The organism is Paraburkholderia sp. LEh10 (assembly GCF_017814945.1).
Taxonomy (GTDB): Bacteria; Pseudomonadota; Gammaproteobacteria; order Burkholderiales; family Burkholderiaceae; genus Paraburkholderia.
Genome location: NZ_JAGIPX010000033.1, coordinates 46,226 through 60,512, shown reverse-complemented (window position 1 = coordinate 60,512; position 14,287 = coordinate 46,226). Strand labels below are relative to the sequence as shown.

At 62.4% G+C, this 14,287-nt stretch carries 13 protein-coding genes and 1 pseudogene; 3 read left to right on the top strand and 11 right to left on the bottom strand.

Annotated features, from left to right (window positions below):
* Positions 1–430: 430 nt before the first annotated feature.
* Entirely contained in the window at positions 431–1,315 is an 885-nt protein-coding gene (locus J8I87_RS25370) for an N-acetylmuramic acid 6-phosphate etherase (RefSeq protein ID WP_209934775.1), read from the top strand.
* A gap of 236 nt (positions 1,316–1,551) precedes the next feature.
* On the opposite strand, the pseudogene J8I87_RS25365 reads toward J8I87_RS25370, so the two are convergent.
* Together J8I87_RS25365 and J8I87_RS25360 are read right to left on the bottom strand one after the other, a co-directional pair.
* Positions 1,552–1,818, bottom strand: a pseudogene (locus J8I87_RS25365) (IS6 family transposase); the annotation flags it as partial.
* A 105-nt stretch (positions 1,819–1,923) separates the two neighbouring features.
* The gene (locus J8I87_RS25360; RefSeq protein ID WP_209934774.1) at positions 1,924–2,205 is read right to left on the bottom strand and encodes a helix-turn-helix domain-containing protein; all 282 of its coding nucleotides are present in this window, start codon (positions 2,203–2,205) and stop codon (positions 1,924–1,926) included.
* 600 nt (positions 2,206–2,805) lie between these two features.
* Here J8I87_RS25360 and J8I87_RS25355 point away from each other — a divergent pair.
* Together J8I87_RS25355 and J8I87_RS25350 are read left to right on the top strand one after the other, a co-directional pair.
* The gene (locus J8I87_RS25355) at positions 2,806–3,144 is read left to right on the top strand and encodes a hypothetical protein (RefSeq protein ID WP_209934773.1); all 339 of its coding nucleotides are present in this window, start codon (positions 2,806–2,808) and stop codon (positions 3,142–3,144) included.
* 463 nt (positions 3,145–3,607) lie between these two features.
* On the top strand, positions 3,608–4,531 hold the full coding sequence (locus tag J8I87_RS25350) for a helix-turn-helix domain-containing protein (RefSeq protein WP_209934803.1): 924 nt from the start codon (positions 3,608–3,610) through the stop codon (positions 4,529–4,531).
* 810 nt (positions 4,532–5,341) lie between these two features.
* On the opposite strand, the gene ssuE is transcribed toward J8I87_RS25350, so the two are convergent.
* From ssuE to J8I87_RS25305, 9 genes are read right to left on the bottom strand one after another with little or no spacing between them, the layout of a single operon-like run.
* Positions 5,342–5,956 (bottom strand): NADPH-dependent FMN reductase, encoded by a 615-nt coding sequence (gene ssuE / locus J8I87_RS25345; RefSeq protein WP_209934772.1) that lies wholly within the window; start codon positions 5,954–5,956, stop codon positions 5,342–5,344.
* A gap of 14 nt (positions 5,957–5,970) precedes the next feature.
* Positions 5,971–6,252: a 2Fe-2S iron-sulfur cluster-binding protein gene (locus tag J8I87_RS25340; protein ID WP_209934770.1), complete on the bottom strand. Its 282-nt coding sequence runs from the start codon at positions 6,250–6,252 to the stop codon at positions 5,971–5,973.
* 53 nt (positions 6,253–6,305) lie between these two features.
* Positions 6,306–7,049: an iron-containing redox enzyme family protein gene (locus J8I87_RS25335; protein ID WP_209934769.1), complete on the bottom strand. Its 744-nt coding sequence runs from the start codon at positions 7,047–7,049 to the stop codon at positions 6,306–6,308.
* On the bottom strand, positions 7,046–8,410 hold the full coding sequence (locus J8I87_RS25330) for an acetyl-CoA carboxylase biotin carboxylase subunit family protein (protein ID WP_209934768.1): 1,365 nt from the start codon (positions 8,408–8,410) through the stop codon (positions 7,046–7,048). Before J8I87_RS25330 ends, J8I87_RS25335 begins: the two co-directional genes overlap by 4 nt.
* 6 nt (positions 8,411–8,416) lie before the next feature.
* Positions 8,417–9,661 (bottom strand): acetyl-CoA carboxylase biotin carboxylase subunit family protein, encoded by a 1,245-nt coding sequence (locus tag J8I87_RS25325; RefSeq protein WP_209934767.1) that lies wholly within the window; start codon positions 9,659–9,661, stop codon positions 8,417–8,419.
* On the bottom strand, positions 9,658–10,785 hold the full coding sequence (gene hisC, locus J8I87_RS25320) for a histidinol-phosphate transaminase (RefSeq protein ID WP_209934766.1): 1,128 nt from the start codon (positions 10,783–10,785) through the stop codon (positions 9,658–9,660). Before hisC ends, J8I87_RS25325 begins: the two co-directional genes overlap by 4 nt.
* Positions 10,786–10,795: 10 nt before the next feature.
* Positions 10,796–11,671: a phytanoyl-CoA dioxygenase family protein gene (locus tag J8I87_RS25315; protein WP_209934765.1), complete on the bottom strand. Its 876-nt coding sequence runs from the start codon at positions 11,669–11,671 to the stop codon at positions 10,796–10,798.
* Between the two features lie 16 nt (positions 11,672–11,687).
* Positions 11,688–13,070 (bottom strand): 3-phosphoshikimate 1-carboxyvinyltransferase, encoded by a 1,383-nt coding sequence (locus tag J8I87_RS25310; protein WP_209934764.1) that lies wholly within the window; start codon positions 13,068–13,070, stop codon positions 11,688–11,690.
* Entirely contained in the window at positions 13,067–14,242 is a 1,176-nt protein-coding gene (locus J8I87_RS25305; protein ID WP_209934762.1) for a DUF1611 domain-containing protein, read from the bottom strand. Before J8I87_RS25305 ends, J8I87_RS25310 begins: the two co-directional genes overlap by 4 nt.
* Positions 14,243–14,287: the final 45 nt, after the last annotated feature.

The window sequence follows — 14,287 nt, the reverse complement described above, 5'->3', positions numbered from 1 at the left end:
CACCTCCGCGCGAGCCGCCGCAGCGTCACTCCGAAGTACGAAGCCGATTACTGCAGCGCCCGTCAGCACCAAGCCCGCTCGACGACCGTGCATCGCGCTCGAGCTCCGTCGCATCCGCGCATAACTGCTGCGCCTTGCCGCGCAGCTCGCCTGTCTTAACCTCCAACCGCGTCGCGATGTCGCCCGTGAGCGAAGAAGGTCGTCTACATCCCATTCCTTCGGTCAATCCGATTCGCGGGCAATTGCAGGCTCGGCGGGCCCGAGAATTTAGGCGGCTGTGACGACGCCCGATAGCGGCCGATCAACCTGCTCAAGCGCGTCTTGTACAATCAGAATATGCTAAAGGGTGCGTGACGACGAGTGGCCGTCACGGTGTGTTACCGATTGGTTCCGGCGTGGGCGGCTAATATTCCGCCGCGAATAAATAGCGATGCAAGGCAGTACAGAAATACCGCACCCGCAACATACCGATCTCGACCTGTATCCGATCGATCGGCTGGTTGAGGTTTTGGTAGAGGATCAGCTTAACGCCGCTCAGGCGGTCTGGGCAGTCCGAGATCAATTAACAGAGGCGGTACGTGAAGCGATCCCCCGCATCGCGGCAGGAGGCCGACTGATCTATGTGGGTGCAGGCACATCGGGACGTCTGGGAATGCTCGATGCCGTGGAGCTGTATCCCACCTTTTCATGGCCTCGGTCCCGTGCGATTGCTTTAATCGCCGGCGGTCCCGGTGCGCTTACGAACGCAGTGGAGGGCGCCGAAGATGACGGTCAGCAGGGAGAGGCCGATCTGCTGGCTGTGCGGCCGCTAATCAACGACGTGGTGCTCGCGATTGCGGCGTCGGGTTCTACTCCATACGTGCTGGGGGCGCTGCGGGCGGCGCGCGCAATCGGGTCGCTCACTATCGGACTCGCCAACAACCCGAACGCCCCGGTGCTGATTGCCGCGCAGATCGGCATTGCGCTAGTGACCGGACCAGAAATCATCTCGGGCAGTACGCGTCTGAAGGCCGGGACTGCACAGAAGATTGCGCTGAACAGTTTCTCGAGTGCCCTGATGGTGGGACTGAACAAGGTATACGGCAACCTGATGGTCGATCTGCGACCAGTCAATGCAAAATTGATGCACCGGGCCATCAGTATGACCATGCATGCGACCGGGGTGTCCGAGGACATAGCTCGGAGTGCCCTTGTCACTAGCGGATATCAGGTCAAGGTGGCGATAGTGGTGCTCAAATGTGGTGTTGATGCGGAGGCTGCGAGGGCGCGCCTCGCGGCAACCGGAGGGAATGTGCGTCAGGCCTTGGATAGGTGACAAAACCGAAAGCGACTGTACCGCACGTGCGCGTGTGGAACAATTTAGAGAAGATCTTACCTGAACGCCATCAGCGTGTAGCCGACCTTTCAATCCCGGTGCCCGACTGCCGGCTAAAGGCCGAGCAGCGGCCTTGCCTATGCCAAGCAGGCGAAGGAGGAATGAAGAGGTGGTCAGCGACATCTACGCCTGACATAAAAAACCGTTATCGTTTCATGATCTCGGCACACTAAAAATCTGACAGGCTGCTCGTCCATGCGCCAGCTCTTGCCAACTGGCCGCTTGCGCAGGCGAAACGTTTTCTCCAGCACTGGCAACAGCTTGACGGCCCAGCGGTGCACAGTCGAATGGTCGACCGAAACGCCGCGCTCGGCCATCATGTCTTAGAGGTGCCGCAGGCCCAGAGGATAGACTACATACCAGCGCACGCAGGTCAGGATCACGTCGAGCGGAAAATGCAGGCGTTTGAGCACTCGGGCCATTGCCGGATTCAACGTCTTCATCGAGCTTACAGTTGTTCGTGTCGTTCCGCACGTCATAACTGAGCGCCTTACTGCAACAGATCCCTTTTTCTCGACGGGTGTAGCAGGGCGCGTGTCCGGAGCTGGCTAGATGGCCGCCGCTCCCGTTGTCTGCCCGGTACACAGCCAGAAGGCGTCTACCTCAAGGAAGGCGGCAATCCGCGGGAATACGTTCACCGGCGGAACCGTGATGCCACGGCGCCAGAATTGCACGTCATGCAGGCCCACGTTGAGCAGCCTGGCGACGCTGGCGGTACTGATGCCGGCCCGTTTCAGGGCGGTGTCAAGGCGTGCGGCAAGGGCGCGTCTGCGTTTGCTGTCCTCACCGCTACGCTCCAGATGCTGGATGGCTTGAGCGCGTCGGTTCATCTCGCTTGAATTCTCTCTCTCAGGTGTTTCGATAGTTGTCGCCAGCTAGCCAGCCCGACAAGGCCTACGATTCTGGGCCTGAATTTACCGAATCACTATAGCTGCAACAGTTTGTTACGCCTGGGTCAATCTCAGCCTCAACCTACAGGGCCCGCTTAATGACAAGTGCAGAGTCCGCAATGTCCTGAATCGTCTTGCAGCCTGTCAACGAAAGCAAACCCGCTAGTAACAACGACACTGCTGTAACGCGTTTAAGCATCTTTAGCAACCTCCCAACCTAGATGATTTCGTTCCGGCGTCACATCCACTGCGTTCGACGCGCGTCATGGTCAATGAAGCGCTCGCCAGGACGGCTCGGCCAGTGCGTCCGTTCCATGAGCTTCGCACGGAAAACAAACTCTCGGTGAACGTGTCGGTGCTGCGCATGATCTCCCGGGGGAGCCAGTCAGGTTCTCAATTCAACGTGTCAGCGACGCGTACGACGGGCATTCACGCAACCTGTTAGGCCTTTTGGGACCGCGATTTGCGGCGGACCCTGGCCGGCGCGACTGTCGTTCCCGTCAGCGACTTGACGATTTCGACCTCGTCGGGCGAACGCTCTTGGGCCTCGGCGAAGTAACCCCTGGCCACGACTTTCTCCACCTCGTCCGTCGCCGGACACGGGACCGCTTCCGGCCGAACAAGACCCTGGCAGCCAGCGCGCGTCAGCTCGCCGGCCAACGTCCGCACAGCGGCGATTTCGCCGATGCGTCCTTTCTGGCCCAGTTGCAGCGGTCGGGGTTACTGCCTGCGGTCCATGTCTGTCCGCGCGAGAAACGTGGGCCGCGAGACCTGGCACGCAAGCGCATGCCGCTGGTGCGCCTGCGCACCGCGCACACTCTATCGATCGAGGGCATTAAGAAATCCCGCCATTCGGAAATAAGAGTTGTGCCTACCTGAAATTGGTGTAACAGATTGATACTGTTCACCCTCGAAACCGCGCAACGAAAATGTAGTGACAGTACATTGCGTCATGCTTCGGAAAGCGCGAGGATGAATAGGCTTATGTCCCTTATCCGTCAAGGTCGGCAGGAAATGGGACCGGTCTCTCGTTGCGAAAGTAATAAGATATTTTTTCCGTGAAATTCTTTCCGGAATCGGAAAAGATGCGACACGCATCGTGTCGCGAGAAGTATAAATTTCCTCTATCCGGACGATTACGCCAAATCTTTCGAACAAATCCGACAGCTATTCAACCGATCCTTCAGTACGGTATTCTCATCCCCGTCGAAGTATCGTGCATTAATCTGGAGAGCTAAATATGAATGGGTTTGCTCGATCGCATCCGTGGCGAGAAGACGAACGACCAGTTAATTCCATGGGCGAGAGACATGTCGGACTGCTAATCTCGCAGTACTGCTCGATGGCTGCCGCGGGAGCCATTGGAGACGCTTTTCGTCTCGCCAACGAACTCGAAAAGGCCAACGGAGAGCGTGTTCCTTACCGATTCTCTGTATTATCGGAGTCCGGTGGCTTCGTGACGGGCGGGCCGTGCTTTTCGATCTGGACGCAGAAGTTCGAGCAATACCGGCTCGCCGACTTCAACGCGCTCTATGTAGCTCGCAGTAGCGATGCCGCGGCGCCAGCCAGCGAGGCACTCGTTTCCTGGTTGTCCCGACAAGGCTCGAGTGTGCCGTCGAGCATCGAGCCGAAGAGCGACCCCGCCTGCGCCCCGACTCAATCGCCGGTGCCCGTATTCGTGCTGGATGATGGCGTGTGTGAAAAGCCCCCCTCCAGTGCGACGCCGACGGATATGGCGCTCGCCCAGATCGAACGCGACCTGAGCGCGGAGACGGCTCGCAAGGTTGCACGCGCGCTGCAGACCAACGTCCCCGAGCGCGCGCGGCCTGACGCAGACGATCTGAACATCGCGACGACGACGGAGAAGATTCGCGAATCGGCCCGCTGGATTCGCGAGAACTACAGCAAGCCCATTTCGGTCGGCCTCGCAGCCGAGTCTGCCGCGATGAGCACGCGGAACTATCAGCGTCGTTTCAAAGGCGAATTCGGCATGACCCCGCTCGAGTACCTGCAGCGTACGCGCTTCGAAGTAGTCTGCTCGATGCTGATGGAAACCGAGCTTCCGATCGACAAGATTGCCCGGCGCTGCGGAATGGGCGACGGCAACCGGCTGGGGCGCATATTCAGGCTGCGCTACGGCGTGTCGCCGACCAATTTCCGGGCGCTCCGACATCTCTCAGGCGACGAACGTCCGCGTACGGCGGCAACAAGCGTCTCCGCCGCCCGAACGCAAGCGGTCGCGCCAATCGCGAAGCTGATCTACTGATCCGAAGTCCGGAGCGGGAAGGATTGCCAATAAGTGAACGAAGTGCGATCGGGTAAAGAAGAAGCAAATGCATCAGCGCGAGGTCGAAGCAGGATGAGGACCATGTCCGCGATTCAGGAAGGTGAAGGCAGCCGCGAAACTGGTATTGCCCGATGTACTTTTCCTGACTCTTTTGCATAAGAAGTGTATCGGCCGATATCCGCGGTCGATCCGTCCCGCAATGATTAACGAAGATATCCTGCAACGCAATCTTAGGCCCGACCCGCGCTATATGCGCCTGACCGACAATCCCGCTAATCTTGGCACCGGATGATTTACGCGCGAGGTCTTCGAAAGACGGTTGCGTCGTGATAAGGAAGGTTGGATGAGAAAATGCCTGTGGTAAATAGGACTGCTTACATCGTGAGCGAGTAGAATTGCGCTAGCTCGCCGTCACGCCGATTAGAACAGGATTCCATATGGTCAGCGGTGGAGATGCAATACGACAATCTCAGCCTGCGCTCTTTTGCGAGCATCATCGTAGTCCAACCAATCAGGCAAGCGAACCGGGAACGGGTGCGCAGAGGGTTGAGCGGGATACGCGCTTATGCCATGCAGAGGATAAGCGCGTACCTTGTTGAGCCCCCCGTACCTTGTTGAGCCCCCTTATTGGCCCGAAGTGACATCTGCGCAGAGAGGTCGGGCCAACACACGGGCGTTTGACGTCACACTACCGTGCTGCGGGGCTAGCGACCGAACAGAACTGGGTCAGCGCCGAATAAACGTGCCGGGTAAATCGAACAATTTCCTCCAGAACCAAACGGCGTCGCCTTACCTCAACGCACGAAAAAGATCTGTTTCTCGAGTGCGTCTCTCGTTGCTCATGCGACGGCCGTCGCGCAAGCTGCGCAGCGCCGCGGCATCGTCGAGCACGTGCACCAGCGACTCGATCGCATCGGCAAGCCGTTGCGCGATCGCATCGGTCACCGCATAGGCGCCGTCGACTACCAGCATGTCGCGCTCGGTCGCGAACACGTTGTCGAGCACGTGGCGCGCGCCGAGCGAGGCCAGCACCGGCTTCAGCGCGTAGTCGAGCGCCAGCAGGTGGGCAAGGCTCCCGCCGGTCGCGAAAGGCAGCACCGGCTTGTGCGCCAATGCCCTCTGCGGTAGCAGGTCGAGGAAGCTCTTCAACAAACCGGAGTAGGACGCTTTGTAGAGCGGTGTCGCGATGATCACCGCCTGCGCCTGGTCAACCAGCTTTAGCGCCTCGCGAACGGCGGGATCGTCGAAGTCGGCATGCATCAGGGACGCCGCCGGCAGTTCGCGTGCATCGATGCGTCGCACCGCCACGCCATGCGCACGCAAGGCGTCTTCGGCGACACGGAGCAGATGCGTGCTGCGCGAGTGGGCCGCGGGGCTTCCGGATAGCGTCACCACATAGGACACAGTTGGCTCCTTGCTCAACATTGTCGGATCGTCACGTCGCCGCGCAACTGGCATTGGCAGGCCAGGCGCTTGGACTCCTCGGCGTGACCGAGTGAGGCGAGGAACAGGCTCTCGTCCTCGTCGGGGCATGACAAGTTGGCAGCGCCGTCGACCACCTCGATGACGCATATGCCGCACATGCCTGCCCGGCATCCGAAGACCAGCCCGGCGAGCTGCAGTTCGGCCGCGTCGGACAGGTAGGCGTCGTGCGGCAGCGAGAACGCTTCGCCGGTGGTGCTGATAAGTACTTTGTGCATGTCCGCTCCGCAAGATGGCGGCCGTCCAGTCGCGGCGGCCGTCCGTTGAAGGTTTACGCCGTAGCCTTTTCCTCGACGGTCGCCTCGTAGAGCTCGCGGAAGTACATCGCGAGGATGGTCTGGATGTCGTCGAAGTAGCGCAGCACTTTGTCGACGTCCTCCTCGCTGCTGATCAGGTAGCGCAGGATGCGCCACATCTCGCCCGCGTGATCTTCGCCGACATCGGTGTTGATGTGCGCGAGCTGGCCCTTGATCTTCTCCTCACCCAGCGTCTCCTTCATCGTCTTGATCTGCCTCGGCGTCAGCTTGGCCGTGGTGTACTCGACGAGATAGCTCGATGCGATCACGCCGATCGGGCTTTCATGTTCGCAGAGGAAGTAGAAGAAGCCCTGCAACAGCCGCGTGGCGAGGAAGGGCTCGGTGGCCAACAGCTCCTCTCGCGTGACGCCGAGCGCCTTGCAGTCCTGCATGAACAGCGCATCGTGGTTCATCTCCTCGGACTGGTACTCGGCGTAGAGCTGCGCGGCTTCGGGCGAGATCTTGGTGATCGCGTGCAGCGCCTTGCAGTGCGCCGAGCGACTCAGGCGGATGCGCCACACATGCTCGATCGTATGACGGCGGTACCACTTGCTGTCGAGCTTCCGGCTCTCCAGGTGGTTCGCATACGGCACGGTGGCGGCCCATTCGGCCATCTTCATGTCGAGGTACTGATCGAGCCGGGATCGGATGCGCTCGCCATCCGCGAGCGAGTAGAAGGGAATTGGGCGTTCGATGCCGCAGTGGGTCACGCGATTCATGGTTTCTCCTTGGCTGTCAGATTGGCGGCGCTCGCGGCCGCGTCGGAATACCGCACCACGAGCTTCTCGTCGAGCATCGTCGAGAGCCCCTGCAACTGGTTGGCGATATCGGGAATGCGCACCTTCCACAGCGCATTCAGGATGAAGATGCCGCGCTCCGAATCGGGTAGCCTGGTTCCTTCGCGCACCGGGATTTCGGCGATGTCCGGCTGCGGCGTCAGTTGGTCGATCGAAAGCTTTTCCAGCGTGCGGTTGCGCTCGCCGTAGCGGCTGAAGAACACCGTGCCATGTTCCATGCTCTTGTCGCGACGGCGCGTGCTTTCGCGAAGCGCACCGAGCTGGCCGCGCAGCTCGAGGCGCGCTTCGTCCGCTACGCTGCACAGCGTCCTGACCCACAACTCCAGCATCGACAAGCCACCGGTGAAAACACCGACGCTCTGATTGATCAACGCACCTCCCATGCGGGCGTTGATCTCGATGATGTCCCAGTGCCCGTCGCTCGGGTCGTGGCGCGCCTCGATGTGATAACAGCCTTCGCGCAGTTGCAGTGCAGAAAGACACCTATCGATGAAGCGCTCGCCGGCAAGCTGTTGCTCATCGCTCAGGCGCGGCGCCGGGAGCGAATTGCTGGTTTCGAGCGTCGTGCCGCTCGAGTCGTCGAGATATTTCGCATGCACGCCGATGACATGACTTTCACCGCCGACAACCAGCACCTCGAGACTGTATTCGTCGCCGTGCACGTAGTCTTCCGCGATGAAGTCGAACTGGCCGGCGAAGATCGCGCGGAACGCCAGGTCGTCGCGCATCTGCTGCTGCAACGCATGGAGCCTGTCGATGGTGAGCGTGTCGTCGAGCCGGAAGCAGGCGAACGAGCCGGCGCCGCGACGCGGCTTGACAAACAGCTTTCTTCCGCTCATGCGCAGCGCCGGAAGTGTCTGCGCATCGAGCACGGTCGCGGTGGACCGGCTCAAGCCTCGTTCGGAGAGACACCGGCGGCACAGGAACTTGTCCATGCACTTCTTCAGCGCCGCAGGGTCAGCGTCGATGGCGCCAAGCCGCTGGTTGGTCAGCGCCATCAGTACGCGGTAGCCTTCGAAAGTGGCAAGCGCCGTGACGATCGTGAAGCCTTCGGCGCTTGCCTGCGCCAGCACCGGCGCAACATGCGACTCGTCGAGGTGCTCGTCGTCGACATGCCAGAGACGCGCGATGCCCAGAGCGGCGAGCTGTTCGAGGTCGCGCACGTCTCGCGGCCTTGAGCTGAGAACCACCACGGCGACGCCGAGCCGGTCGGCGTAGTCCTTGATCAGGGCCGCATAGGAGCGGGCCTGGTGGGTAAGCAGGAGGAGGGCGGGTGTCGTCATGATGTGTCAGGGCTCGATGGTGGTAATGGAAAACTCGTTCAGGACGTGTTCGACATCCTTCACGACCTGGTCGGCCGAGGAGGAGGCGAACAGAAAGCGGCCGGACTGCATTGAGCAGTAACCGTCTTCGTGTTCGATGATCTCGCCTTCCTCAGGGACGAGCTCGCGGTAAAGGCTTCGTAGCTGGCCGTGAAAGCGCGTCACCGATCGCACTCGCAAGGGCAGGCCGCCGGGGCGAGGGAACATCAGCCAGGCGCCGATCGAGAGGGGCGGTGCGCTTAGCGTGGCTGGCTGTCCAAGGCTCATGTTGAGCCACTCGCCAAAGAGATTGATGCCGGTGGCCTGGTGAATCACCGAAGGCACGTCGGCGCCGCCGACACGGGCACCAACCTCGAGGAACACGAGGTCGTCGTCGGCCGTGTGAAACAGTTCGAGGTGGAATGGGCACGCCTTTAGCCCGATCGCCTCGATGCACTGCTTCGAGAAGCGACTCACCCTGGCATGCAGCGCCGTGCCCGGCTCTAGCATGATCGCCCCCAACGGCGCGCCGAACGAGAAATCGAGACACGTATTGACGTAGCGCGAGGGCACGAGCAACGTGACCTTGCCGACCGGATCGACCAGGCCATCGATATGCAGCAGGGTGCCGGCTATGTACTCTTCCAGGTCCCATTGCTCTTCTGCCGGCAGAGTCGCCATCTCAACGCGCAACTGCGCCGCGTTGTCGATCTTGCGCACGCCGCGGCTCGACTGGCCATTGATCGGTTTGAGGATCACGGGGTAGCCCGCGTCGGTTGCGAACGCGATCGCGTGGTCGACCTGCGTGGCCGTGACGGCGGTGTAGCGCGGTGTGCGCAGGCCGGCCGCGGAAACCTTTTGCTTCATCACGAGCTTGTCGCGCCCAAGCCGGTTCTCCACCGGCCATTTGCCCGGAATGCCGAACTCCTGGCGCAACTGCGCCCCAAGATCCTGCAACGACTCGGAGAACACGATGAGCCGGTCGATCGGCCCGTGTTCGCGCGCAATCCCGGCCAGCACGGGCCGGTAGGCAGCCGCGTCGTCCAGTCGATCGAATTCGTACACGCGGTAGCTGTCCGCCGGCGCGGTGATGGCCGAGAGGCCTCGGCGATTGGCAATATAGCTGACCCGGTGCGCGCGGTGATCGATAAAATCCTCATAGCGAACGAGATCGAAGTCCCATCGCGCGGTACCGGGAAAGCGCGGGAGGTTGTTGACGATGAGGACGTTCATACACCCTCCTCGATGGCGTGGACCGGTGGCGTGGCCTGCAGCAGGCCTTGCATCGCGGTTACGAGTTGCTCGATCTCGCATGGTGTGCCCACGGAGATGCGGATGTGCGTGGGCAGGCCATAGGCATGCATTGCGCGGGTGATGAAGCCGCGCGCCAGCAGTCCTTCGTAGACCGGTCGCGCGGCACTTCCGAAATCGGCCAGGACGAAGTTCGCGCTGCCCTCGACGACGGCGACGTTCATCGCGTCGAGGGCATCGACCAGCAGGCGTCGGCCATCCCTAGCCAGCGCGACGATGTGCTCGACGTGGGCGCGATCGTCGAGCGCTGCCGACGCGCCCGCCAGCGCCACGCGGCTGACCGGGAAGGGCGGGCGGATTCGGTTCAGCCAGCGGATCAGGCCTGCATCGGCTATGCCGTAGCCGACGCGCAGCGCGGCCAGGCCATAGGCCTTGGAGAAGGTCCGAGTGACGACGACGTTCGGATGGCGCAGCGGCAACTGCTCGGTTTCCCGTGGCGCATCGCCGTCGGCGAACTCGGCGTAGGCTTCGTCGAGCACCAGCAAAACACGATCCGGCAGGTTGTCGATGAGGCGCTGGAGTTCGCGCGCGGTCAATGCATGGCCGGAGAGATTGGTTGGGCTGTCGACTAGCACCATGCTCGAGCGCAAATCGATCTTCGCGAGCAGACGGTCCACGTCGTGCCCGAAATGACGACCCGATGCAGCGAGCCGCACCATTGCGCCCTGTTCCTCCACGAAGGCGGGGTAGGCGCAGTAGCCAAACTCGGAGAGCACGACGTTGTGTTGCGGCGAGACGAACGCGCGGACCAGCGAGGCAATCACGTCGATCGACCCGTTGCCGAGCACCAGCTGACTGGCTGGCACGCGCAGGCGCTGTGCCAGCTTGTCGAGCAGGGCTTGCGCATCCGGGTAGCGGTTGGCCTGCGCGAGCGCGTCGCGCATCGCGGCGGTTACCGCGGGCGACGGCGGCACGGGCGCCTCGTTGCTGGAAAACTTGAATATTTCGCTCAAGCCGGTGTCGCGCCGCAGCTTCTCTTCGGTGATGCCGGGCCGATACGGGTTGAGCGAACGCAGAGACGGAACGACGAGCTGCGACCAGTCCATGTGTGCCCCCTCAGTGCGCTGCGGCGTCGGCGACCGCGTATCCGGCCGTCTTCATCGCCGACAGTTCTTTGCGCAGGTGCGAGCCTTCCTGCAATTCATAGAGCGACCCGAATTCGCGCTCGGCGATCGGCAGCAGGTGCACGCCGGCTTCCACCCGCGCAACCTTCGCGCGCTGGCCGCGCAGGAGCTTGATGCCCGGCTCGTTGTGCGCGGCGTGCGGGCCGAAGTAGATCGGGAAGGCGTCGGCGGCGCGGTAGGCCGGCAGGAAGGTGCGGCGTGGCAGGTTCGATTCGTTGCGCGCCGAGGCGTGCAGCGTCAGGCAATGCAGGAACACCACACTGCCGGGCGGCACCTCGATGTTGACCGCGCTTGCCTCATCGATACCCTGCACCTTGCCGCGGAAGAAGCCATCGACCTCGTGCGAGCGCAGCCCGCCGCGATGCGAGCCTGGCACCACGCGCAGGCAGCCGTTCTGCGTGCTGGCAGCGTCCAGGAAGACGAGGGCGCTGAGCAGGTCGGCGTTGGTGTGCGGGTAGTACGAGAAGTCCTGGTGCCACTCGACCACGCTCCCCACCTTCGGGCCCTTCATGTTGAGCTTGCTGTAGTGGAAGAGGATGTTCCTGCCGATAAGCCGCTCGATGCAATCGAGCAGCAGGGGAGCGCTCGCCATCTGCGAGAACACCGGGTGCTTCTGTGTTGGTGACCAGATGCGGCGCACGGTGGTGCCGTCGTGCGGCTCGAACTCGTAGGGCTTGTCGGGGTTGTCAGGGTTCAGCAATTCGTCGATCGCCGCGAGCGCGCGGCCCACCTGCTCGCTGTCGAAGAGTGCTTTGACAACGAGGTAACCGTTGTCGGCATAGAATCCGGCTTGTTGATCGGTGATCATCGTGGTTCTCCCTGGCTCAGGCTTCCTGCAGAAGGGTGCGCTCGCTGTCCCGAGCATGGCTCTCGCCGACCTCGTGGCACTGGACCCCGAGGCGTTCGAATTGGGCAAAAAAGTCGGGGAAGGAGCAGCTCACATCGCGATAGCCCTCGAGCAGGTTCGCGCGACGGCAGCGCAGCGATGCGACGAACAGCGACATGAAGATGCGGTGGTCGCCCCAGCTCGACAGCTCGACGCCGCCGGCGTAGTCTTCGCCACGGCCGCGGATCTCGAAGCCGTCGTAGACGCCGCCCTTGAAAAGGCCCTTGATGTCGACACCCAGCTTGCCGAGCTCGCTCACCATCGCCTTGATGCGGGGTGACTTGTGCAGCCGCGTGATCGACCCGCCAACGACGCGGAAACTTCCCTTCACGTAGGCACCGATAGCGGCCAGCGTCGGCACGATGTTCGGGCAGTCGCTCGCGTCGAACTCGAAGTCGCCGGCGAGCTGCGGCAACCGGTTGACCAGCGTGAGCCGGTTGTGCGCATCGTCGAAGTGAACCTCGATGCCCAGCTTTCGCACGACGTCGATGATGGCGTACTCGCCCTGCAGGCTGTGGCTGTTCATGTTCTCGAGCACGGTGGTGCCGGGGAAGATCGCGGCGGCGCCGATCAGGTACGACGACGAGGTGTAGTCGCCGCTCACGCGGTACTCGGCGGGCTGGTATTCCCCCGGATACACACGGATCAGCGAGTGGTCATAGGACACGTCGACGCCCACGCCTGCACGCTCGAGCGCCGCGATCGTCTGGCGGATGTAGGAGATCGACAGGATTTCGCCTTCGATCGCGATTTCTGTCGCCAACTCGGCCATCGGCGCGGCGAACATGATCGCGGTGATGAACTGCGAGCTGACATTGCCCGGCACGACGCACCGTCCCCCCTTGAAGCCGCCGCCCCAGTTCACGACCGGCGCCTTTCCTTCCTCGCCGACGCAGTCGATTCGCGCGCCGAGTTGCGTGAGCGCGTCGAACAGCGGCTTCATGACCCGTCCGCGCAGGATCGCGTCACCGGTGATGACGGCCGGCGAAGGCGCGAAGCAGGTCAGCGCGGCGAAGGTGCGAAAGACGAGGCCAGAGCCGAGCGCGTCGATCACGCGCCGGTCCGAGCGCAGTTCGCGACCCACGCCGTGGATCTCGAGGTAGCCGTCTTTGTCCTCGATCACCGCACCGACGGCACGGCACGCGTTTTTCATCGTGCTCGTCTCGACGCAGCGCAGGTCGTTGTGCAGTACGGACCGGCCGCGCGCCAGCGTTGCGGCCAGGATGGCGCGTTGCGTTTCCGGTTTGGACGACGGGGTGACGGCACGGCCGGCCAACGTACGGATTGGCTTGACGTGCAACAAGATCGGATGACCGTTCATGTGAGGTTTCTCCCTCTGCATTGGTAGTGCGGACTGGGCGACGTTGGGCCGGCGTCGTCACGGATGTGAGCGGCTCGAGCCGGGCGGGCCGGGCCCGTCATGCCATCGCGCTCAGCGAGGAGGCGGCGGCGATGCGCCGCCAGCGCGTCGACGAGCTTGTCGGCACCGAACTGGATGACGTCGGTAGTCGGCAAGCCGGTTTCTCTTGCGATGCGTTCGACCACCTCGGCAGCCTGCTCGCGGCTCAGTTGACCGCAATGCACGCTGACGCCGACAACCTTGGCGGGTCGCAGGTACGACGCCAGTTGCTCGTACACCGCGACGAGTTCGTTCAAAGGACGCAGCGGCGCGTTGGGCCAGCCCTTGTGGTGCTCGAGTTCCGCCTCGTGGCAGAGCACGAGTGCCTGGGGCATCGCACCATGCAGCAACCCGAGCGTGACGCCGCTATAGGCGGGGTGCGAGATCGATCCTTGGCCTTCGACGACGACCCAGTCATGGTCCGTGGCCGACTCGAGCACCATCGATTCCGTGACCCCCGCGATGAAGTCGGCGGGCACAGCGTCGACCGCGACACCGGTACCGCTGATGTAGATGCCGCTTTGGCCAGTGGCGACGAAGCCGGCACTGAAGCCCTTGCGCTTCGCGGCTTCCGTGATCTCGATCGCGCTCGTCTTTTTGCCGACGCGGCAGTCGCTGCCCACGGTGTGCACAATGAAGCTGTCGATCTCGCCGAGCCTGGCCGTGCTGGTGGCCAGCACCTCGGGCGGCTCCTTCGTGTCCCAGACGCGGCTGCCGGATGCCGCTGCGAGAGCGCTGAATTCAGGGTCGGTGGCGATGCGAAAGTGCAGGCCGCTCACCACGTCGATACCGCGCTTGAGCGCCAGCGCGATCTGCGAGCGCCATGCGACGGGTAAGTCGTTGGAGAACAGGCCCACGCCGATCAGCAGGATCTGCGGGTCGAAGCGCAGCGCCGATTCGAGCGAGTCGACGAGGGGAATGCCGTGGCCATAACCGAGAATGTCGCCGACATCCTTCCCCGCCATGCGGCTGTCGACGACCGCCACGCAATCCGCATGGCGATAACGCAGATAAGAGGTGGCGACCTTGCTGGTAACCGGGCCGAAACAACCCTCGGCAAATACCACCACTCGTTTGTCTTTGAGACGCAGCATAAGCTCTTGCTCCTGTCATCATTCAATCGATCCGTCACGGAACGA